At 33.8% G+C, this 24,618-nt stretch carries 19 protein-coding genes; 5 read left to right on the top strand and 14 right to left on the bottom strand.

Annotated elements, in window-relative coordinates; translation table 11 throughout:
• Window positions 1-237: 237 nt before the first annotated feature.
• The 8 genes from ACFOZZ_RS09575 to thrC all read right to left on the bottom strand — a co-directional run bounded on the left by ACFOZZ_RS09575 (window position 238) and on the right by thrC (window position 7,800).
• Entirely contained in the window at window positions 238-1,686 is a 1,449-nt protein-coding gene (locus ACFOZZ_RS09575) for a glycoside hydrolase family 1 protein (protein ID WP_055233726.1), read from the bottom strand.
• Window positions 1,687-1,698: 12 nt separating this feature from the next.
• Window positions 1,699-2,574, bottom strand: coding sequence for a hypothetical protein (locus tag ACFOZZ_RS09570; RefSeq protein WP_376815135.1), 876 nt, complete (start codon window positions 2,572-2,574; stop codon window positions 1,699-1,701).
• A complete protein-coding gene (locus ACFOZZ_RS09565) occupies window positions 2,571-3,791 on the bottom strand; it encodes a hypothetical protein (RefSeq protein ID WP_055233728.1) in 1,221 nt (406 codons plus the stop codon). The genes ACFOZZ_RS09570 and ACFOZZ_RS09565 overlap by 4 nt, the downstream gene beginning before the upstream one ends.
• 11 nt (window positions 3,792-3,802) lie before the next feature.
• Window positions 3,803-4,054, bottom strand: coding sequence for a hypothetical protein (locus ACFOZZ_RS09560; protein ID WP_006505197.1), 252 nt, complete (start codon window positions 4,052-4,054; stop codon window positions 3,803-3,805).
• A 259-nt stretch (window positions 4,055-4,313) separates the two neighbouring features.
• Window positions 4,314-4,550 (bottom strand): hypothetical protein, encoded by a 237-nt coding sequence (locus tag ACFOZZ_RS09555; protein ID WP_055233729.1) that lies wholly within the window; start codon window positions 4,548-4,550, stop codon window positions 4,314-4,316.
• A gap of 71 nt (window positions 4,551-4,621) precedes the next feature.
• On the bottom strand, window positions 4,622-5,380 hold the full coding sequence (locus ACFOZZ_RS09550; RefSeq protein ID WP_376815134.1) for a histidinol-phosphatase: 759 nt from the start codon (window positions 5,378-5,380) through the stop codon (window positions 4,622-4,624).
• Window positions 5,381-5,419: 39 nt separating this feature from the next.
• Window positions 5,420-6,313: a homoserine kinase gene (gene thrB, locus ACFOZZ_RS09545; RefSeq protein ID WP_055233731.1), complete on the bottom strand. Its 894-nt coding sequence runs from the start codon at window positions 6,311-6,313 to the stop codon at window positions 5,420-5,422.
• A 2-nt stretch (window positions 6,314-6,315) separates the two neighbouring features.
• Window positions 6,316-7,800, bottom strand: a complete 1,485-nt coding sequence (gene thrC / locus ACFOZZ_RS09540; RefSeq protein ID WP_278778859.1) for a threonine synthase — start codon at window positions 7,798-7,800, stop codon at window positions 6,316-6,318.
• A 183-nt stretch (window positions 7,801-7,983) separates the two neighbouring features.
• Between thrC and asnA the strand changes: the two genes are divergently transcribed.
• From asnA to ACFOZZ_RS09515, 5 genes are all read left to right on the top strand, one after another.
• On the top strand, window positions 7,984-9,000 hold the full coding sequence (gene asnA / locus ACFOZZ_RS09535; RefSeq protein ID WP_055233733.1) for an aspartate--ammonia ligase: 1,017 nt from the start codon (window positions 7,984-7,986) through the stop codon (window positions 8,998-9,000).
• A gap of 50 nt (window positions 9,001-9,050) precedes the next feature.
• On the top strand, window positions 9,051-10,955 hold the full coding sequence (locus ACFOZZ_RS09530; RefSeq protein ID WP_376815133.1) for an NAD(+) synthase: 1,905 nt from the start codon (window positions 9,051-9,053) through the stop codon (window positions 10,953-10,955).
• 190 nt (window positions 10,956-11,145) lie between these two features.
• Window positions 11,146-12,396: an RNA-guided endonuclease InsQ/TnpB family protein gene (locus tag ACFOZZ_RS09525; RefSeq protein WP_376815132.1), complete on the top strand. Its 1,251-nt coding sequence runs from the start codon at window positions 11,146-11,148 to the stop codon at window positions 12,394-12,396.
• A gap of 196 nt (window positions 12,397-12,592) precedes the next feature.
• Window positions 12,593-15,154 (top strand): PD-(D/E)XK nuclease family protein, encoded by a 2,562-nt coding sequence (locus ACFOZZ_RS09520; protein ID WP_376815131.1) that lies wholly within the window; start codon window positions 12,593-12,595, stop codon window positions 15,152-15,154.
• On the top strand, window positions 15,147-18,683 hold the full coding sequence (locus ACFOZZ_RS09515; protein WP_376815130.1) for a UvrD-helicase domain-containing protein: 3,537 nt from the start codon (window positions 15,147-15,149) through the stop codon (window positions 18,681-18,683). The genes ACFOZZ_RS09520 and ACFOZZ_RS09515 overlap by 8 nt, the downstream gene beginning before the upstream one ends.
• 36 nt (window positions 18,684-18,719) lie before the next feature.
• Here ACFOZZ_RS09515 and ACFOZZ_RS09510 read toward each other — a convergent pair whose 3' ends face one another.
• The 6 genes from ACFOZZ_RS09510 to ACFOZZ_RS09485 form a co-directional block, all read right to left on the bottom strand.
• Window positions 18,720-19,010: a hypothetical protein gene (locus tag ACFOZZ_RS09510; protein WP_040389743.1), complete on the bottom strand. Its 291-nt coding sequence runs from the start codon at window positions 19,008-19,010 to the stop codon at window positions 18,720-18,722.
• Between the two features lie 32 nt (window positions 19,011-19,042).
• Window positions 19,043-20,851 carry a sensor histidine kinase gene (locus ACFOZZ_RS09505; protein ID WP_376815129.1) on the bottom strand — a complete coding sequence of 603 codons (1,809 nt, stop codon included), beginning with the start codon at window positions 20,849-20,851 and terminating at the stop codon, window positions 19,043-19,045.
• Complete coding sequence (locus tag ACFOZZ_RS09500) at window positions 20,838-21,500, bottom strand: response regulator transcription factor (protein WP_278780830.1); 663 nt, start codon at window positions 21,498-21,500, stop codon at window positions 20,838-20,840. The genes ACFOZZ_RS09505 and ACFOZZ_RS09500 overlap by 14 nt, the downstream gene beginning before the upstream one ends.
• Before the next feature lie 53 nt (window positions 21,501-21,553).
• Complete coding sequence (locus tag ACFOZZ_RS09495) at window positions 21,554-23,239, bottom strand: phospho-sugar mutase (RefSeq protein ID WP_055233830.1); 1,686 nt, start codon at window positions 23,237-23,239, stop codon at window positions 21,554-21,556.
• Between the two features lie 199 nt (window positions 23,240-23,438).
• The gene (gene ybaK / locus ACFOZZ_RS09490; protein ID WP_055233831.1) at window positions 23,439-23,924 is read right to left on the bottom strand and encodes a Cys-tRNA(Pro) deacylase; all 486 of its coding nucleotides are present in this window, start codon (window positions 23,922-23,924) and stop codon (window positions 23,439-23,441) included.
• Between the two features lie 30 nt (window positions 23,925-23,954).
• Complete coding sequence (locus ACFOZZ_RS09485; RefSeq protein WP_187114844.1) at window positions 23,955-24,617, bottom strand: hydrolase; 663 nt, start codon at window positions 24,615-24,617, stop codon at window positions 23,955-23,957.
• Window position 24,618 lies beyond the last annotated feature (1 nt).

The raw sequence follows: 24,618 nt of genomic DNA, 5'->3' as shown, positions 1-24,618 counted from the left end.
CTGTCTCAGCCCGTCTCCCGGACTGCCTGTCTATAATACCTAAAATACTGACACTTGTAAAGTGTTTTTTTTGAATTATTTTCTATTTTTATCTCGCAGCGTCTATTTTTGTTGATATAATCAATGTTTTTCTATTTTAATTATTATTTATCCTCTTTTATATATGTCTCTTGCAAGCTTCCTATGCATTTTTTAAACATAAAAAGACTGATTCAATATGAATCAGCCTTCTATGAATTATAATTCTTCACCATTGGTTTCAATAACTTTCTTATACCAATAATATGAATCTTTTGGAATTCTCTTAAGAGTACCTGAGTTTTCATCTTCATCACGATCTACATATACAAAACCATAACGTTTCTGATAACCATTTAACCAGCTTAATAAATCAGTGTATGACCATGTACAGTATGCAAGAATACGACATCCATCATCACATGCTTTCTTTAATTCCTCGATATGGTTACGTAAATATTCAATACGATATGAATCATGAATCTGTCCATCTTCTAATTTATCAAATGCGCCAAGACCATTTTCTGAAATAACGATTGGTAAATCATAACGTGAAGTAATCTTACGACATGCAAAACGTAATCCCATAGGATCAATAGTCCAGTCCCAGTCAGTTGTAGGAAGATTCTTATTAGCTGGTACTTTATACATACCTGGCACACCTTCCATCTCAGCTGTACCTTTTTTACCTGTATTGTTTTCACCGCCAAGAGAATCAACACCATCTAATGGGTTATATTCAATACTGCATGTCTTATAATAGTTCACACCCATAAAGTCTACCTTTGCGGCAGCTGCCTTTAGAATTTCAAGGTCGCCTTCCTCAAAGTGAGGTGCAACGCCTAATGATTCTAAGTATTTCATGGCAGATCTTGGATAACGTCCATATGCATAAACATCCATCCAGTAATATGACTTCAAATCTTCATAGTCTACACATGCCATCTGATCTTCCGGCTTATCAGACACAGCATAAGCTGGACCATACGCAAATGATGAGCCAACTAATGCATCAGGATAAAGTTCTTTTAATGCCAACACTGACTTAGCATGAGCCATGAATGCATGATGATTTACCTGATAGTAAGTCTTCATGTCTTTGAATTTTCCTGGTGGATGTTTTGCTAGCATCCAGCCATGGCCTGTGAAGACATTCTGTTCATTTAAAATAATCCAGTGTTTAACACGATCACCATAACGTTTAAATAATGTTGTTGCATAATTAACAAAATCATCGACAATACGACGGTCTTCCCAGCCATGATATTGATCTTCTAATGCCTGTGGTAAATCCCAATGATATACAGTCACCATTGGTACGATGTTATACTTTAAGCATTCGTTAATTAAGTCATCATAAAACTGTAGACCTTTTTCATTCACCTGCCCGTTGCCATCTGGATAGATTCTTGACCAGGCAATTGAGAAACGATAAGTCTTAAGACCCATTTCACCCATTAATCTGACATCTTCTTTATACATGTGATAATGATCAACTGCTTTATCACCTGTAGTGGCTTTGAATGTCTTACCAGGGATTCTTACAAACTTATCCCATACAGAAGGTTTTTTACCATCTTCAGCCCAGGCACCTTCTACCTGATAAGCAGCTGAAGCACTTCCCCATAAGAAATCCTTTGGGAAACCTTTTGATTCTTTAAAATACATAGCGTCCTCCTATCATCCATTTCTATTTAAAAACTCTGCGAGAAGATCCTTATAAGGATGCTTTTCATCAAGAGCATAAAATGGCTTATCTTTTAATGGCATCAGTTCTTTTTCACATACTGCTGCATTGTATAAATCAAATACATTATTAAAATCAGCTTTATTGTTATTCTTGTTCTGAATAAATAATGTAGGAATAGTATTTTTCATAATATATCTCATGACATCTAAATCATCTAAAGTGATATTTAATTCTTTTCTTAACACAATCGAAAGAAGAGGGCGTGTGATTGATTCTGGATATCCTTCATTTTTCATGAGATAAGCAAAGTAGTCACGTACATTCTTAAATGTACTTTCTACAATCATGCTTGTTGCATTCTTTAATAAGCCGGCACTGCCTGCACAAAGTAGTGCAGTTGCACCTGTTTCTTTACCATAGAAGAAGACATGATGTTCTTTGCCATATTTTTGAATAATATAACGATTCCAGTAGTTGATATCCATAACATCCTGAAAACCAACACCTCTTGTGACACCATCCGATGAACCATTGCCATAACAGTCAACCATCAAAATATTGGTATGTGGACAGATTGACTGAAAATAGAGTGCTTCATTTTCTAAAGAAGAAGCATCCTTAGTAAATCCATGAACCATAATCAATGTATTGTCTGCATGATCCACTTCAAGAAGATACCCAGTTAAAATCGCATCATTCATATTCTTAATACGTACAACCTGAGGTTTTAAAACCTCAAATGAAGTACGATTAATATGTGTGCGATATAAACGTTCATCCACAAACTGACTTGTTTTTTGATATAACCCTGCAGCTGCAAGGACAGCTGTCCCGAAGACCGCTGTAACTATATTTCTCTTTTTCATTTATACCAATCTCCAAAATTATCCAATAACAATCTATTGATATTCAATACCTGTTCAAATGAGCTGAGTTTATACTTATCATTATTCATTCTACCTGCAAAGAAACGAATAGCGGCAACAAGTTCATTACGAACTGATGTACGCATTTCTGTTGGGAATGAACTGATTGGGAAGCATGTGAATACAAATGTATTATAGTCACTGCTAAATAAATCCAACAATACATCATATCCCTCATTCTTTAATAACGTATTACCTAACGCAATATCTAGATCATGGTTCGCATAGACAAGAATCGAATCCACAATTGTTCTGAAGAACTGTTTGATAACTTCTCTAAAAGGTTCCTTCTTATGTAAGTAATAATAGAATAAATAAGAATAAACGAGATTACATTCATTCAAATTATCTGCTTCTTTATCATATAAAATAAAATGTTTCTTCATATTATCTGATAAAGCTTTTAAGACAATTTGATTAGAATTAAACAATGAGCTTAAATCAGTCATGATACAGAATGCGAATAATGTATGCTGACATAAAAGATGCATTAAATGGAATAAGTAGCTTGCCGCATGCTTATAAAATACATCTAAGCGATCCACGATTTCCTGGATCAATTCTCTCACATAATATAAATGATATTGATATTCAGTATCACGATACTTGGAATTTGGTCCATCCCAATCATATTCATAAAGTATGTTACGCAATAATAAGATCAACGAACAAATATAAACATCATATTTTTGTGTCTTGATTAAATCATGCATCACTGGAAGATAGATTTCATAAAAAGAATCAATTGTCTTCTGATTAATACCCTGATGATACTTCATATACTCCAATATCTCGATATAATCGATTGGTGCCATGTTTGTATCAATCAAATGATGTTCCTTCACAATTTTTGGAATCAAAGAATAGTGAAGAACATGTTTAAACTTTTCTTTATAAAAAATATTTACCAGAGCATCTTTAATAATAAACTGCTTTTCCTGGTCATTTAAATTTTCTGAAAATTCCGCATCAACTTTCTCACCATATGAAAGCTCAACATAAATATCGATATTTCTGAAGCTCTCATCAAGCATATAATAATGAAACTTCATAGCAGTATCACCAATGCGATAACTACATCTATAACGATATTTACCTAGATAATGACTTTTATGTTCATCCAGGTACTGTTGGATAACATCTTCTATTTTACCCATACAATCCCTCCTTAAAAATCATTTTCATGAGCCATCTTAAAACGAGCGATTGATCCACTCTTAATAAAACGTTCCGCAAAGAAACGAATATTATCTAAATGAAAGTCTCCTCCCATTGTAAGAGAAGTATCCATGATTTCTTTTGTTAAGGCATAAAGTGCTTCTTCAGTTAATCCATAATCATCTGGATTAATGATTTCTCTCACCGCTTCTACACATTCTTCAAGATGTGCTGTTTTATCTATATCTGTAATATGTTCCATTTTATCACCACCTTTATTATACATCAAATAATATATCCATTACCAATCCTTTGATTTGTACTAGGCACTTCTATTTTAAAGATTTTTCGCTATAAAAGAAATAATATCATTGTTTTTTTCCATCTAAAGCAATTATATAAATAATAAAGTAATACGACTATGATATATATTACTACATTTCCAATGTTTTAGTGCATTAAAAAATGTTGGATATATCGATGCTTTTTCACCATAAGTACACTCATAACTGTCAAAAGGATTAGAATTTTATTTTTTTCCTATAAGTCCATGTCTGATCATCACCAAGCATATATTCACCATAATGAACACGATGACCATCACTTTTTCTAATCACAACAGGAATCCATCCTGCATAAATATGTTTAGAATCGTTAAAAATATAAGCATCCTCTGTTTCAAATGCTTCATCGATATGTATTGCCATTTCACCAAGTGATTCTAAAGCAATTTTCTTTGCTTCTTCATAATTAACCATATGCATTTTCTCCTTCTCTTATTTATATTATGCACTCATACCACCAAAACAAAAAGGCTTTTTCAAGCCTCCTATTTCAACATCTTTATATCTTCGGTAATCTCTAATCCATTTTCTTTTAAATAAGTATAAGCACGATTGTATGTTTTAGTGTCTTTTAATGCACCAGCATCATGCGCATCTGTTCCTATAATAATACGATTATGATGCTTTTTACATAAATCAACAAATGGCTGACTTGGATAATGACGCATTGCCTTATATCCTAATAAATTGAATTCTAAAGGCATATTTATTTCAGCTGCATGAATACAGATTTTTTCTAATTCATCAATATGTTCCTGCTTACTTTCATCATAAAAGACAACATCAGGATGTGCTACATATGAGAATAAACCTGTATCCATTGCCTTGAGCACCTGTGATACATATCTTTTTAATTCTTCTAAACTTACAGGATACCCATAGTAAATACCTGTTTCATCACTGCCATCAAAATGATTACCTAAAATAAGATAATCTAGTCCATAACGTTCTACCTGCTCCTTAAGCCAGTCCATCTTATCTTCAAAATATTCACATTCTAAACCAATCTTAATAGAAATCTTGTCTTTATATTTATCTCTAAGTACTAATAATGTATGGACATAGTCTTCAAGCTGTGATTCATCCATACGCATTGTGGCATGATAGCCTGAATCATAATGCCATGGTGTATGATCTGAAAAGCCTAGTTCTGTATATCCAGTTGAAATGGCTGCTAAGATATACTCTTCTTCACTTCCAATTGCATGCATGCATCTTGTTGTATGTGTATGATAATTCTTCATTTAATCCTCCCGAAAAAAATACCTGACAACAGCCAGGTATTATAAAAAGTCACATGTAAATCCACGTTCATCTAATTCTAACTTTTCTACTTGCCATCCGTCAATTAAAGATCCTAATTCTTCTTTAATACGAACAACACCCATTGTATCATCCGCACGAATTAAAGCCATGATAGTAGGCCCTGCACCTGATAGATAAGCACCTAATACTCTTTCATCTTTCTCTAATACATCCATAATAGGGAAGAAGTTATCAATTAAGTGTCCACGATATGGCTGATGGAAACGATCCTTGAAGCCTAGTTTTAAACCTTCATCATATCCATTAATAAGTGATGCAACCATCAATGCAAGATGAGATACATTCTTAATCGCATCTGCACGGTCTAATGTCTGTGGTAATACAGAACGTGCTTTTTCTGTAGATAATGTGAAAGGTGGAATGAGCGCTACATAACGATAGTCCTGTTTAACAGGGATCGAAAGTGTGGTCACTTTATGCTCTTCCATAACAGATACAGTTAATCCACCAAAGATGGCTGGTGCAACGTTATCTGGATGTCCTTCAATCTTAGTCGCAAGTTCAAGGATGTTCTGACGTTCTTCATAACGATTCTTGAATGCGAAAGCCCCGACAATACCAGCAACAATACATGTAGAAGAAGAACCTAATCCTCTCGTATAAGGAACATCTCCTTCATTGGTAATACGTAATCCTTTATAATCTAATCCCACATAACGTGCACCTTCTTCAAAGGCACGATAAGTTAAGTTATCTTTATTCGCAAACTGTTCAGGACATCCCAAGATTTCTAATCCTTCATCTAATAATTCAAAAGTGAATGTATTATATAAAGTTACTGCTAGACCCGCAACATCAAATCCGGGTCCTAAGTTTGCGCTTGTTGCAGGAACTCTTACCTTTACAAACATAATTAGTACTCCTTGATCTTATCTGCAATAGTATCTAAAATGGCATCTCTATCAATAACACCCTTATGAAGGATTTCACGATCCTTAATACCCTTTAATGGATAAGAAATATCCATACCAGTTAATTCATGTAATTTTTCAATAGCTGTATAAACATCTACTTCTTCACCTGTTAATGCCTGATAAACAGATTCAGGGAACTTATAAGGTGACGCAGTTGAAAGTAAGATTGTCTTAGTTGTATCACCAGTATTCTTGACATATTCTTCATAAACACCATAACCAACCGCTGTATGTGTATCTAATAAATATTTATTTTCATTCCAGCAGTCATGAATGACTTTAAGTACATCTTCTTCTCCAATACATCCTGCCTTGAATTCTTTCTGAACTCTTGCAAGTGTTTCATCATCTACTTTATAAACACCTGTTTCTTTAAGTTCTTCCATGTACTTATTTACTTTTTCACTATCACCATTCACCATGAACCATACTAATCTTTCTAAGTTACTAGAAACTAAGATATCCATTGCAGGTGCATTCGTTTTATAGAATTCACGTCTTGCATCATAAGTGCCAGTTGTAAAGAAATCGGTTAAGATATTATTCTTATTAGAAGCAACAATGAACTGGTTCACTGGTAAGCCCATATTTTTTGCAATCCATCCAGCTAAGCAGTTACCAAAGTTACCTGAAGGTACTGTAAAGTTCACTGCTTCTCCCAACTTAATTTCATTTCTCTTTACAAGTGTTAAATAAGAATAGAAATAATAAACAATCTGTGGAATTAAACGTCCAATATTAATTGAATTAGCAGAAGATAAGAAAATATGATGTTCATCACAAAGTTCTTTTAATTCTTTTGAACCAAAAGCCTTCTTAACTGCAGACTGTGCATCATCAAAGTTTCCTCTAATACCAATGATTTCAACATTCTTACCTGTTGTTGTGACCATCTGCTGCTGCTGAATAGCAGATACACCATCAATTGGATAGAAAACCTTAATACAAGTCCCTTCAACATCCTTAAAGCCTTCTAATGCAGCTTTACCAGTATCACCACTTGTTGCTGCAAGAATCATCACTTCACGTTCTTCACCTTTCTTCTTTAAAGAAAGAGTCATCATTCTAGGAAGCATAGATAATGCCATATCCTTGAATGCAGCTGTAGGACCCTGATAGAGTTCTGCAACATATACATTTCCTGCTTTCTTTACAGGAACCACTTCATCACAGAATAACCCTTCACCATAAGCCTGTGTACAAGCTGTATGTAATGCTTCCTTTGCATCACTTGGTGCAAATGTACTAATAATCTCTGTTGCAAGATCAACATAGTTTAATGATAGAAGTTCTTCTAAGTTTTTTTTCTCAAAATCGAAGTCAGGTACAAGTAACCCCCCATCACTTGCGATTCCCTGAAGAATAGATGTATAAAAATCAATAGGTGTCTGATTGCCTCTTGTGCTCTTAAACAATTTTTCCATTGTGCATCTCCTTATCTTGTGTTTTCACACATTGTATTAAATAATCGGAAATAAGTCAATCAAGTTCGTTATTTTTTCAATTTCCCTAAATTATTACATATTTTTAAATATTCAAAGAAATACTGTTTTCTTTCTTTCTTTTTTATTTTTTTCTTATATAATCATGTATAAAGGAGTAAAGTTATGAGCAAAGTATTTATACCAGAAAATTATCACTCACAACTCAATCTGATTGAGACTGAAGTTGCGATTAAAATGATTAAAGACTATTTTGAAAGACGTTTATCAGAAGAATTAAGACTCACTCGAGTATCTGCACCATTATTCTTATTAAAAAACACAGGATTAAATGATGATTTAAATGGAACTGAAAGACCAGTGGCCTTCAATAGCTATGAATTGAATAATGATGATGAAATTGAAATCATTCATTCACTTGCAAAATGGAAGCGTGATGCGCTTTATAGATATGGCTTTGAAGCACATACTGGACTATATACAGATATGAACGCAATTAGAAGAGATGAAACAATCGATAACCTTCATTCTATGTATGTAGACCAATGGGACTGGGAATTAGTGATCAAACCTGAAGATCGTACTGTTGATTTCTTCAAACAGACTGTTAAGAAGATTTATAAAGCTTTATTAGATTTAGATTTCTTAATGATTCGTCATTATCCACAGTTAGATAAGGGATTATTACCAGAAAAGATCTTTTTTATTACAACACAGGAATTAGAAGATGTTTATCCTGATTTAACACCAAAGGAAAGAGAAAGAGCCATCACTAAAGCAAAGAAAGCAGTCTGCTTAATGAAGATTGGGGATACCCTTAAGTCTGGCATCAAGCATGATGGACGTGCACCGGACTATGATGACTGGACTCTCAATGGTGATATTCTTGTTTATCATCCTATTCTTGATGATGCATTTGAATTATCTTCTATGGGTATACGTGTTGATGCGAAAGCCTTAGAAGAACAGCTAAAGAAAGCTCACGCAGAGGAACGTACTGAACTTCCTTATCACCAGAATGTTTTAAATAATGTTTATCCATTAAGTATTGGTGGCGGTATCGGTCAGTCACGTTTATGTATGTTCTTCTTAAAGAAAGCCCATATTGGTGAAGTACAGGCTTCTTTATGGGATGAAGATACAATGCGTATCTGCAAAGAAAATGATATACACTTACTATAAAGTTCACTCACGTGAACTTTTTTTGATATAATGATAAGGAAATTGGAGGAATGCTTATGAAAGATGGTTTTATTAGAGTTGCAGCTGGTTCTTTTAAAGTCTCTATCGCAAATGTGAAAAAGAATGCGCAGGAGATTATCCGTTTATCAAAAGAAGCCAACGCAAATCATACACAGGTTCTTGTATTGAATGAGCTATGTTTAACTGGTTATACAATTGAAGATCTTTTCTTTCAGAAGAGAGTATTGAATGAATCAGAAACACAGCTTCAATATATTCTAGATGAAACAAAAGATCTTGATACAGTGATTGTTATTGGAATGCCGCTTGTTATCCGTAATGATCTTTATAATTGTGCACTTGTACTACATAAAGGAGAAATTCTAGGTGCTGTACCTAAGACATATATTCCAAATTATCATGAATTCTATGAAGGTAGACATTTCAAGAGTGGTCGTGATTTAGATGAGTATATTACTTTATGTGATCAGGAAATTCATGTGACAACTGAACAGCTTTTTGAAGATGTAAATCATCCTTGGTTAAAGATTGGGGTAGAAATATGTGAAGATGTATGGGCTCCTCATACACCAAGTACTGATGCATGTTTAAATGGAGCCACACTTATTGTGAACCCTTCTGCTTCTAATAACTTAACAGGTAAGAGTGATTATAGACGCAGTTTGATCAGTGCAACAAGTGCAAGACTTGTATGTGGCTATGTTTATAGTAACACGGGTGTGGGTGAATCAACAACTGATGTTGTATTTTCTAATCATCACCTTATTTATGAAAATGGTACATTACTTAAAGAATCTACTCAGTACTCAACAGGTTTAATCTACGCCGATATGGATTTAGAAAAGATTCATACAGAACGTATTGAAATGACCACTTATGAAAGCGAAGATTATTTTAATGCCGTACCATTTGCATTAGATGATGTAGAATTGGATTTAGATCGTTATTATGATCCTCATCCATTTGTCCCTAGTGATAAAGAAAAACGTGCAGCCCGTTGTGAAGAAGTATTTAATATCCAGACTCATGGCTTAATGCAGAGATTAGAAGCCGCTCATATTAAGAAAGTAGTTGTTGGTATGTCTGGAGGACTTGATTCTACTCTCGCCTTACTTGTTATGCATAAGGCTTATAAGATGCTAGGTCGTCCTGTATCAGATATTATTGCGGTCACTATGCCTTGTTTTGGTACAACAGATCGTACTTTAAATAACGCCTTAACACTTATGAAGGAACTAGAAGTCACTTCTATGACAGTCAATATCAAAGATGCCGTTAACCAGCATTTTAAGGATATTAATCATAACCCTGAAGTTCATGATGTCACTTATGAAAACTGCCAGGCACGTGAAAGAACACAGGTTCTTATGGATATTGCGAATCAGGCAGGTGGTATTGTCGTAGGTACAGGAGACTTATCAGAAGTTGCACTTGGATGGTCTACTTATAATGGTGACCATATGAGTATGTATGGTGTCAATGTCTCTGTTCCTAAGACACTAGTAAGATATCTTGTTGATTATGTATCTACTTTATATAAAGGTGAAGTATTAGAAGCTACATTACAGGATATTCTTCATACACCAGTCTCACCTGAATTACTTCCTGCAAAAGATGGTGAAATTACTCAGAAGACAGAAGATATTGTAGGACCTTATGAATTACATGACTTCTTCCTTTATCATCATGCAAGATTCCATTATGAACCACAAAAACTATTACGTATTGCGATTCATACATATGGTGATAAATACGATGAAGCAACAATTAAGAAATGGCTCACTCTATTCTATAGACGTTTCTTTACTCAGCAGTTCAAGCGTAGCTGTATCCCAGATGGACCTAAAGTTGGTTCAGTCGCTTTATCTCCTCGTGGAGATTTACGTATGCCTAGTGATGCAGATGTATCTATGTGGCTTGATGAGTTACGTTAACATGAAGCTTTCCACTTATGTGGAAGGCTTTTTTTATCTAAAAAACAGGCAGAAAAACCCCGCCTCAATATAGAATATAGGTGGGGGATGAATGCCGTTAATGCATCCGATAGAGAAATTTGGAGTAAGAAATAGTATAATACATATAGGAAACTTCTTTTCCTAAATCTGCAGAAAGGAGGCTAAATATATGTATCTTACAGTCAAACAGCAGGTAAAGCATCTGTCCAAGGAAGACTATCGTTCCATCAAGGAATTATGTCATATTGCAAAGAATCTTACTAATCAGGCAATCTATAACATCAGACAGCACTACTTTGCAGAAGGCAAATATCTCAATTATGAGAAGAACTATGCACTTCTGAAGTCGTCTGATAACTATAGAACGCTTAATTCCAATATGGCACAGCAGATACTGAAGGAAGTAGATAGTTCATTCAAATCATTCTTCGATCTTCTTAAAAAGGCAGAGCAGGGAAAGCATGCACTTAAGGACTGCAGACTTCCACGCTATCTTCCTAGTGATGGATATACTACGCTCGTCATTGGATTTGTAAGACTTAAAGGGAATAAGCTCATACTTCCATATTCAAACAGCTTCAAAAAAACACATAAGGCTGTTGAGATTACTATTCCACCTATACTGCTTGATAAGAAAGTGAAGGAAATACGTATCATACCAAAGGCAGATGCCAGGTTCTTTGAAATCCAGTATATCTATGAAGCTGAATGCATTCAAAGGAATCTCAATACAACAAATTCACTGGCATTAGATCTTGGTATCAATAATCTTGTCACTGGAGTATCAAGTAAAGGTGAGACATTCATCATCGACGGAAGAAGATTGAAGTCCATTAACCAGTGGTTCAACAAGAAAAATGCAAGATTACAGTCCATCAAGGATAAGCAGCATTTTGGAAAGAAGCCAACCAACAGACAGAAAGCATTAGCATGCAGGCGCAACAATAGAATAAATGACTACATGAACAAGACTGCACGCAGGGTGATTGATTACTGTATCGATCATGATATTGGAACTCTTGTTGTGGGCTATAATGAAACATTTCAGAAGGATTCCAACATAGGCAGAAGAAACAATCAGACTTTCGTTAATATTCCTTATGGGAAGCTGAGAGATAAGCTTGAATATCTCTGTGAACTGAATGGCATCATACTTGTAATGCAGGAAGAGTCCTATACATCAAAGGCTAGCTTCTGGGATAAGGATGTCATACCAGTCTATAAGAGTGATGATACTGAAGAATACCTTTTCAGTGGAAAGAGAATACATCGTGGACAGTACAGAACAGCGAGTGGACAAGTTCTGAATGCAGATGTAAATGGTGCATTAAATATCTTGCGTAAAAGTAGCGTTGTGGATGTAAACATCCTATACAGTAGAGGCGAAGTGGACACGCCTATAAGAATAAGGATTGCCTAGCAATAGGTGGAGACTTAAATATCAATCTTCTTAAACGGATGCATAAGCATCCTAGAAGCCTTGACTTCAAATACGGAGTATTAAGTCGAGGTAGTTCACTAACTCCATTATATAGGTGTTATAGAAGCTTAACTTAATGCGTGATTTTAGATGCAATGATATAATAGTACTAAAGTACAAATGAAGGAGAATCATTATGCAGATTATTAAAGGGATGCACCTCAATAAAAAACTCAATGAATTGGCAGACAAACTGCAGGGACCTGCTTATATCATTACAGAGAATACAGAATATGTAGAAGATCTATTCTTGAATAAGTGTTCCTGTTTATTTGATATAGAAGTTCTAACACTTAAACAATATATAGATAAGATTTTGATTTCACATAAACAGTTTGCCCGTCATATTTATTCACAGGCAGATCTTGTTTTTATGATGCGTCATATTCTTTCTTGTCATACATTTAATACAATACAATTTAGTTCTAATTCTTATGAGATGATTCTTGAATTGATTTCTACACTTAAAAAGATTCATAGAAATAACATAACTCTCGATCAGTTTTTCGAAGATACTTTATTAAATAAGAAGTGTGAAGATTTATATACAATTAATTCTCTTATTACTGGAGGATATTGGACAATTGAAGAGATGGTAGAGGATTTAATAGACGATTCGTTAAAGACACCTCTTTATATTATGAGTGATGATTATCCTCACATTGCATCCAAAAAATTATTTAATAAGATAGACAATTATGTTCCTGTCACATTACTAGAAATGACAGATGCAGATGAAATATTAAATGAATATGAAGAGTCTATTATTCATCACTTATTTGATAATAGTGATGTACATAAAGTAGCGAGAGGACGTGTAATGAGTGGTGGGCACCCTATGCAGGAATGTATGAAGATTGCCTGTGATATTAAATCACGTATTGTGAATGAGCAGCTGCACTATGAAGACTTTATGATCATTACCAATCAAGCAAGCTACTCAGATTATCTCACAGTATGTTTTGATGAACTCAATATTCCTGCCACATTATCACAAAATGTAGCATGTCATTATAATAGTGATTATCGTAAAATGTCTCGATCATTATCAGAGTGTATTGGACATACTTTTAAGGAAATTATTCAGTTCCTTCAAAAACAGGATATCAGTGCCTCTATGATTAAAACTCTTGATGCTTATCAATGTGATGATGAAATTAGTCCTGAAGAGTTTGATTTATTCCTTCAATGCATTATTCCAGGTAATAGAGTTACAAATAAGACAGGTGTTATTGTGACTTCACTTGAAAAGGGATTGACTGCTTCACCTAAACATATTTATTTAACAGGAATCAATGAAACATTCCTACCTTTAGAAATCAGTGATAAAGGATTCTTAATGGAGGAGGACTATAAACAATTTAATCCTCATCCTCTATTATTAGATGAACAGTTACAGGCACATTATAAGCGTATTATACAGGTTCTTTTAAATCCTTATTTATCTTATACATTCTCTTATAGTAAGAAGAATATGGCTGCCAACGAATTGATTCCTTCTATTCTTATGTCACGTTTGAGTGATCTCTTTGAATTAGAATATATCAATCCTTCATTGAATCTCATCAAGAATAACCTATATTTAAATCAATCACGTATAGATGAAGATCCTATTAATCGATTGATTGATCATTATAAAATGACAAGTAACCAGCCTGAGTTTATTAAAGATACAAATAAGCTCGGAAGAGGGGTCAGTGTATCTCGTTTAGAGACATATAATAAATGTCCTTTCTCTTATTACATTAAATATGGATTAAAGATTACAGAAAAGAGAGAAGATACTTTACAATCAAGTGAACTTGGTTCTTTATGTCATTATTTAATGGAGAAATGTCTTGATGATGAATCTCTTGTAGATCAAGAAGCAAAACATTATATAGAAGAGAATCTGAAAGAGAAATATGATGATCATCCAATGAACCAATATTTTATTGATAATCTCATTAAAGATATGAAGATGACAATCAAGATTATTCAGAAACAGTTAAAACTAGGTGACTATGTTCCTGTCGCAAAAGAAAAAGAAATATCCGGTCAGATTGGTGATGTTCCTTTTTCAGGCATTATTGATAGAGTAGATGAATTTGGAAATTATGCACGTATAGTGGATTATAAATCAAGTAGCAAAGAAATTGATTTAAATCTTGCGATGCAGGGATTTAATATTCAAATGCTTGTTTATCTAGATATGTTATGCAAGCAGGAGAATAAGGATCGTGCAGGCATGTTGTACTTTAATATGAAGAAACGAATACTCACACGTGATTCAAGTTATGCACTTAGTGATGAGGATGTATTAAAAGAATATCGTATGGAAGGCTATATGGTGGATGATGGATCTACTAATTCTGTAAAAGGACTCGGATCTACACCTGAATTAGTTGCACCTGTTAAGGTAAAAAAGTCTGGAGAATATGCGAATAGCGCAAAAGTTATTTCTCCTGATGAACTAGATCAAATTATGGAGTATGTAGAAAATCATATTTCTGAACTCTATAAAAAGATTCATGCTGGATTAATTCCTATCCACCCTACCTTAACAGACGGTGCCCAGCCAAATAGTGATTTCAAGGTTTATCCATGTACGTATTGTCCTTATAAGCCAGTATGCTTATTTGATGTATTTGAAAATGAAAATAGAATGATTGCGAAAGATATGTATAAGAAACTAAAAGGAGATGACGAGAATGCCTAAATACAATAAAGAACAACAGGCTGCGATTGATTTAAGAGGAAAGACTATTCTTGTCAGTGCTCCTGCAGGTTCAGGAAAGACAAGAATTCTTGTAGCCCGCTTAATTAGTTTGATTGTGAATGATCATTATTCAATGGATCAATTCCTTGTATTAACCTTTACTAAAGCGGCCGGAAATGAAATGAAACAAAGATTGAATGTGTCTTTACATGAAGAAGCCCTCGCTGATCACGATGAGGAAACATTGAGACATATTCAAGAACAGATTCAATTACTGCCTCATGCCTACATCACTACATTTGATAGTTTCTGTAAGACTCTCTTAGAGAAGTATGGCTATTTGATTGGTGTGATGCCAGGATTTAAGGTGAACCCTTCACCTGATTTAATTAAAGACCAGGTTCTCAATCAATGTTTAGAAAAATGGGTAGAAGATCCAGATTTCAAGGATTATGCTTATCGTCATAACACAAAAAATAACTTTGATGATTTAAAGAAGACTTTAATAGACTTCCAGAACATCACCAATTCTTTTGTGGATTTCCATCATTTCCTTGATCAAGTTCATGAAAGATATTATGATTTTAATCTTTCTAGAAACATGCCTATTCTAGAAGGCATGACTCAATTATATAGAGACTGCTGTCTTAAAAGTTTAAGTGCCTATAATATTTTATATCGTTTCTGTGAGAAGTATGATATTACTTATTTCTTTGAAACTGTTGAAAATGCGAAAAAACCTGCACCTGCCAATGCATTATATGATTATTATTCTGATCTCTATGATGCCTTAAATAGACCGCTTACCTTTGATACTTTAAATAGTTTACTGTCTCAAAAGTTAGAAATGGCAAATATTAAATGGAGTGAATTAGGTGTAGATGATTCTGTTAAGAAACAATATACAAAGTTAAAAGGGAATGTCACTGATCCTCTTTCAAAATTAAAGAAGTTTTTATCTTTTACTTCAACAGAGGAGTTCAAAAAATATCTTGATTATTCTTTTAAAGATATTGAATTCTTACTCGGTAAAGATGGACTATTGGATCAGTTCAATAAAGATTATAGTGACGCAAAGAAAGCTAGAAATGAATTAGACTTCCATGATCTAGAAGAATATGCGACAAGACTGTTGCAACCTGATCTTCCTGTTGTAGAAAGATTGAATCATACACTAAAGGAAATCATGGTGGATGAGTATCAGGATACAAATGAGATGCAGGAGAACCTTGTCTTAAAGATTGCGAACTATGATGAACATATTCCAATGTTTATGGTCGGTGATATGAAACAGTCTATTTATCGATTTAGACAAGCTGATCCTTCTATTTTCCAATATAAGTTTGATACATTCACTAAACTAGAAGAGATGACAGAATATGATACAAATATTCGTATTGATTTAAAGTATAACTATCGTTCTGAAAAAGTTGTATTAGATAGTGTCAATTATATTTTTGATTGTATTATGGATAGTTCTGTAGGCGGATTAGAGTATATCCATGGTGATAATGCGATTTTAAGATATGATTTTGATGCAAAAGGTACAACACTTCCTGAACTAGAGAAGAATCATGATTTTGATACAGACATACTTATTTCTCTTTATAAGAATCAGGAAGAATATACAAAATCTGAAGTGGAAGCACATATGATTGCCCAGAAAATCATCAGCATGAAAAAACTGAAGGATTATAAATATCATGATTTTGCGGTACTCATGCGTTCTACGACTGAATTTATTACTTATAAGAAGGTTTTTGAACGTTATCATATTCCTGCAAATATTACTTTATCAAGTGGTTTGTTTGAGTCTAATGAAGTCATTAGTATGATGACATTATTAAAGGCTTTGGTTAATCCATATGATGATATTGCGATGTTATCTGTATTACATAATAATTTCTTATTCTCTCATTTTACTGAGAATGAGTTATTAGATATAAGAGATGCAGATGATCCTCTTTACATCAACCTCACACATCATACAAATAAGAAGGTACTTCATTTCTTAGATGTGTTCAATGATTTAAGAAATACTGCCATGACATCATCACCTTATGAAACATTAAAGAAGTGTTTAAAAGAAACAGGATATCAGGCTTTTGTATCCCAATTAATGAATGGTGAACAACGTAGCGCAAACTTAGATATTCTAATAGAAACATTCCGCACAAATGAAGAATATCCTTATTTAAAAGATTACCTAGAATTATTAGATTCTTCTTCTAGCCAGGCCCCTGGATTTATTGCGAGTGATGAAAATGATGCTGTAGAATTCATGACTATTCATAAGTCTAAAGGGTTACAGTTCCCTGTTGTATTTGTGAGTGCCATGCAGAAGAAGTTTAATTCCTCTGATGAAAATGCCGAAATTATTATTTCTCAGCATGATGGAGTGGCCGGAAGTGTATGTAAGCTAGAAGAATCTCCATTTGGAAATATTGTATGTAAGTATGAGCATCCTTATTCAAAAATGTTGAAGATGTTCATTCGTCAAGAAACAGTGAATGAAGAAATGCGTATTCTTTATGTTGCCTTAACACGTGCAGAAAAGAAACTCATCTTAACCGGTACAATCAAGGATGAAGAAGAAATCATTTCTATTGCCCGTCAGGTACAGGCCAATGATACAGACCCTACTCTAAAGAAGGGTCAGGGTGTTGTATATAATCTTGCCATGCGTTCTACAAACAATTATTTAAGCTGGGTTCTTATGGCTTTATTAAGACATAAGGACTTCCAAAATGATATAAAGATACTAATTCCTGAAATCAGACCTTATCTTTCATTAGATCGTTCTTCTTTTAAAGAACTAGAGAATAAAGATACTCAGCTAGCACGTTTCCATTGCACAATACTAGATAGTAGTGAAACAGTACAACGTATTCCACCTTATGCGAAAATAAAAGCGGACAACCAATATCGCGCTTATAAGAAGTATTATGATTTTGAATATCCTTATCCTACTGAACCACGCAGCATTGCGGTAACAAGTATGGAAGAAGTGAAGAATGATGAAACACATTTTGATTTTAGTAATGAAGGAACACACTATCTAGCTACAGATAGAGGAACATTGGTCCATAACTTATTAAGTTATTTCAATTTTAAAGAAGATAATCCACAGGAATTGATTCAATCACTTTATAGTAATCAGATGTTTGATGAGGAAGGACTCAAGGTCTTAAATAACTATCTTCCTCATATCAATGATTTTATCAATAGTGATACATATCAATTGATTAAAGATGCAGATCAAATTTACCAGGAAAAACAATTTAGATACAAAGATGAGAATGGACTCATCATCAATGGTATATTTGACTTAGTCTTTATTAAAGACAATAAAGTTTATGTACTAGACTATAAGACAGATAAAGTATCAAAAGACAACAGCGAAGAAGTGCTTAAAGAGCTCCACCGTACGCAGTTGTCTTATTACTCAAAAGTACTTAAAGAAGTATTCCATACAGATGTACAGCCTATTGTCTACTATCTTCACATCAATAAAGCAATTTACTTATAGAAAAAAGACTGATATCACATAAGCGATATCAGCCTTTTATTTTTCTACAGTATTGTTTTCTTCATCTCTAAATAATTCTTTTTGGCAATGGGGACACACTGTTAAACTACCTGCATCTTTTGTAGGAAGATAGTTATGACAATAAGGGCATCTCCAATAAACGAGACCAAGAATAAAATAAATAACTAAACAAATAATAATCGCGATAGTCAGAATAATCGCAATTGAGGCGTAACCTATGAAATAACAGACTAATGCTGCAATCGCAAGGAGACTAGCCAGATAACTTTGTTTAGACATAAAAAACTGTACTCTTTTTAGTTTCATAAGATCACCCATTCCCTACTTGCCTTATTATATCAATATTCAAAGTAGAATAGAACACCTTTTTCTGTATTTTCTACTCCAAAATGATAACTATGTCTCTCTAATATCGCTTTTACAATAGGAAGACCGAGTCCTGTTCCGCCCTGATCCTTAGAAATATAGGCTTCCCAGATGGATTCCATCTCTTCCTGAGAGAGATGTTGTCCTTCATTTTCTATTTCAAAACGATGATTTGTAACACGATATATAATCGTACCTTGTTCATCTGTATGCTTAATCGCATTAGATGTCAGGTTATTAATAACCCTTTCTATCTGAATAGGATCACAATCCAAAACCACTTCTTCATATTCTTTTACAATATGAAGCTGCTTCTTTTCTAGTTCATATTCAAAATCATCTATCACTTCTTCTACAAGTTCTGGCAATGAAACATGATAGTTATTTAATTCTATCTTACCTGATTCTAATCGAGATAATTCCAACATTGTAAGTACGATACCATTAATACGTTCAATCTGTTCATTAATGATATGAATATATTTCTCTCTTGTAACCTGCGTTGTGGCATCCTCTAATAATTCAGAATACCCCGCAATAATACCAAGAGGGGTTTTAATCTCATGAGTAAAGTTCGCAATAAACTGTTTTCTTGTATGTTCTAGTCTTTGAACATGTTCAAGCTGTTCAGTCAGCTGATTGATTGTATTCTCTAAGTTCGTACTCATGATATTGATATTATTTTCCAACTGCCCTATTTCATCATGACGTGTAATCAAGAATTTCTCACTGAAATCATTCTTCGCAATTTCATTTGTAACTTCTGATACATGTCTTAATGGTTTTGTAATCATATGTGAGATTACAATAGAAATCACAATATTCAGCCAGAGTACAATAATATAAATATACCAGGAATGTTCAAAATAGTTCACTGCAGCCCTTTTAGTCAATTTAGGTATAAAGCTAGCTGATACAAAATAACCCTTTACACCACTCACATTTGACACTGGAGATATTTCCTGATTCAGTTCTGAAAGCACAATAGTCATTGTCCCACCATTTACATTAATACTCTTAAAATGCACATAATCAGATCCTTTTGCATATTCAATACTATCAATCTTCTTGATCTGTTTTTCTAATGCCTTCTTAAGTTTCTTATAATCAGTGAACTCTCTTCCGCCACTTGAACCATTTCTTTCATAAAAGCATCTTTCCGACATATACCAGGATACTTTATATTTCTTTAATGATTTGTGTGTTCCATTTAATAAAACCTTACCATTAATCGCAAGATACGCAGGATGAATATCTGTTGTATCCATTGATGTATAATATTCAACCTCTCTCTCACCATCATTAATATAGTATTGTTTCTTTTGAGACTTAGCATCACCTATGACTACATCATAATTCTCATCAGGATGTTCAATCATATACTTATTGATTTTCTCTACTAGATTATTTTCAGATATATCCACCATGATTTTCTGACTCGTACTATCGTCAAGAATCCACAATTGAGAAATATGCGAAGAAGCACTACTTATAAATGACTTGATATTATTATCACTATCCACTATTGCAGACATACCCTCATTTGTAAGATAGTAATTCTTTAAATACTTGGTCATATCTGGATTATCTAAAGAATACTGTGTCTGATATATATTCTGTATGCCAGAAGTCAATGAAGCATCATATGAAGAACTAATAATACGTTCCTTGTATTCTGTAATGCCTTGTAATGACATAAGTCCAAGAATAATCACAAATACAAACAACATCAAGAAGAAGGTACGCTTTACAAGTCCAAAAGACCATTTAGTCTTCTTCATCCGTATATGTATAACCTGCCTTCATAATAGTCTGAATACGATGTGAATGTACACCCAGTTTCTTTCTTAACTTCTTAATATAAGTATCTACAGCACGTCCATCACCATAATAATCATAGCCCCAGACCTTATTTAAAATCTGAGAACGTGTAAATAACTGATTCTTATTATTTAAGAATAATTCCATTAATAAATATTCCTTATTGGGAAGTGCGACTGGTTCACCATCTACATACATTAAATGTTTACTTGCATCTAACCAGATGATTTCTTTATCTTCTTTTTCTGTCTTCTTGCTTCTATTTAAAATAGCCTGACATTTCGCATATAAAACAGAAGGCTTAAATGGCTTTGTGATATAATCATCTGCTCCTACATGATAACCATCCAGCATATTATCAGTTTCAGACAAAGCGCTGATAAAAATAATAGGCATATCGTATTGTTCACGAATCTTCTTACATGTTTCATATCCATCCATTCCTGGCATCATGATATCAAGTAAAACCATATCAATATCTTGATTCACTTTATTCAAAGCATCATAACCATCTACTGCTTCAATCACTTCATAGTCTCTTGCCGCAAAATATTCCTTAATAATATCTCTAATAAGCACTTCATCTTCTACAACTAATAATTTATACATGTTCCACCTCCAAATAATAAAGGACTCTATCGAAGATAGAGCCCCCATATGAGTTATTCACCAATTAATTCCATCATTGCTTTATGGAATACTTCTGTCTTATCAGCAGCATCCTTTGCATCTGTACCCTTAATTGAGAAATAGAATTTACACTTAGGTTCTGTACCAGAAGGTCTAGCAGCAATCCAAGAACCATCTTCTAGATAATACTTTAATACATTTGACTTTGGTAAGTCAATTGTTGTGCCATCAGAACGTTCACTTGTTGCATAATCTTCGCTTAATACAACCTTTACGCCACCAATTTCAGTAGGCTTGTCTTTTCTTAAAGTATCCATCATTTCTTTGATACGTGCAGCACCTGCAGCACCAGCCTTAGCTAAAGCAATCTGTGATTCCTTGAACGTACCATACTTAGCATATAATTCATTCAATACATCAATAAGATCCTTACCCTGCTTCTTATAGTAGTTACCACATTCAGCAGCAAGTAATACAGCTTGTACAGCATCTTTATCTCTTACGAAGTCTTCTACAACACAGCCATAGCTTTCTTCATAACCGAAGATGAACTGTTTTTCATGTGTCTTTTCATACTTTCTGATCTTATCACCAATGAACTTGAATCCAGTTAATGTCTTTTCAACATCAACACCATAGTTTCTAGCAACTAATTCACCAAGATCACTTGTAACAATAGTATTGTACATAACTGCATTATCAGGTAATGTACCCTTCTCTTTTCTCTGAGATAAGATATATTCAAGATATACAGCAGCACTCTGGTTACCACTCATTAATACATATTCACCATTATGCTTTGCAACAACACCAAGTCTATCACCATCAGGGTCTGTAATTGCGACTACATCAGCATCTACTTCTTTCGCAAGCTTAATAGCTAATTCATAAGAAGAATCTACTTCTGGGTTTGGAGACTTTGTATTTGTATAATCTGGATCAGGTGCACACTGTGCAAGTACTGGCACAATATCATAACCTAATCTCTTTAAGCATGTTCTTACAGGGATGTTATCTGCACCATGCTGTGGTGAATAAACAATCTTGAAATCAGACTTATCTAGTCCAGGATTGATTTCAATACCCATTACAGCTTTGTAGTAAGCTTCATCCACTTCTTCTCCTACCCATGTAATGAATGGATAAGCTTCTTCATCACTAATCTGTTCAATTTCTAATTCATCGTCGATTTCATTTACATAATCAACAACGATATCGCCCCATTCAGGGATTAACTGACAACCAGTATCATCATATACTTTATAACCGTTATATTCCTTAGGGTTATGAGAAGCAGTAATCATGATACCACCTGCACATTTTAAATAACGCACTGCGAAAGATAATTCTGGAGTAGGTCTTAAGGATTCCATGATATAAGACTTAATACCAAACTTTGCAAGAATCTTAGCAGATTCAATCGCAAAACGATATGACATATGTCTGTTATCATAGCTGATTGCGACTCCACGTTCTTTACCTTCTGGTAAATTAGCCACATATTTCGCAAATCCCATATTTGCTTTACGAACTGTATAGATGTTCATACGGTTTGTACCTGCACCTAAAATACCACGCATACCTGCTGTACCGAATTCAAGGTTCTTATAGAAAGCATCTTCCTTCTGTTCTTCTGTCATTCCGGCAAGTTCTGCCTTTAATGAAGCGTCCATATCTTCATAATTTAACCATTGCTCATATTTTTTATTAATATCCATTTTTAAGCGTTACCTCCTGTTCTTATTATACCATTTTCAAAAACCTATAGAAACAAAAAGCGCTACAGTTGCATTATTTTCTCATAACTTTTACTCACGTTTTAAATATTTATCTAAATCAAATAGTTATATTTATGAATATCGATATGTTTTTGTCGAGAACTCCTAAGTAAGCACTTACAGATATATAAAAAGGGGGTTAGTGATCTCTCACTACATCCCCTATTTTTGCATCACAATATGTTGTAATATCCTTTGATGAAACAATCATCTGATAGCCTCTTTTACCTGCTGAGAGAGCGATAGGACGGTCTTTTTCTATGCTGGCATCAAAATATGTAGGAAACTTCTTTTTCATGCCAACAGGAGAACACCCCCCACGTATATAACCTGTGAGGCCAAGTAAATCCTTCATATGAAGCATTTCTACCTTCTTATGTCCAGATAGTTTAGCCAGTTTCTTTAAGTCTATTTCCTCTAATACAGGAATACAGCATACTAAATAATCGTGGTCTTCATGTAATACAAGTGTTTTATAGATATCGCCTGCATCCATATCTACTTGTGATGCCACATGTTCACCACTCAAATGTTCTTCATCATATTCATATGTCTTGATCTCATAAGGAATCTTATCACGATCAAGCATTCTTAATGCATTTGTTTTAATTTTACTCTTTTTCATATATATCACCTTGGATGATATTATAGCACTTTATCTTGGCCAATGTTCATTTTCTACAAAATAAGTGGCTTCCATATCAGCTGTAGATAACGCAAAAGCTTCAGGAAAACGACTAAATACATTTCCTACTGTTCTTGCATCATCACCATAACTAAAGCCCATATGATAGGCAATAGCGGCTATTTCTATATCTGTAAGCTTTAAATAGCGATTCATAATATAAACACTCTTAGAACCATGTCCTACAGGGAATGCATCTTCTATTGTATAGAAAGGTACTTGTTCCCATTGTCCCTGGGCATTCTTCTTATTACGCATTTCCGTCTTATAAATATCAACCTTGCATAAATCATGAAATAAAGCACATAACGCTATACTTTCTTCACTCATAGATAAATGATACCCTGGTTCACAACGCTTCTTTACATAACTTCTAAAACAGAAATAAACATGAAGACTATGATCACATAACCCACCTTCATAATCTCCATGATAACGTGTACTTGCAGGTGCACTATAAAAGTCAGTACCTTCTAGCCATGAAAGAAGATCATAGATGCCTTCTCTTTGTATATATTTATGACAAATATCATTAAATAATGTTTTTACTTCAATAGAAGATAAATCATCTCTCTCAGGATACATATCCTTTGCGAGTCTTAATAAAATACCATCTTTACCAATTGTTTTCATA

Source organism: Catenibacterium sp. GCM10023432, assembly GCF_042651925.1.
GTDB lineage: Bacteria > Bacillota_I > Bacilli_A > Erysipelotrichales > Coprobacillaceae > Catenibacterium > Catenibacterium mitsuoka.
This window is presented reverse-complemented; position numbering and strand designations above follow the sequence as displayed.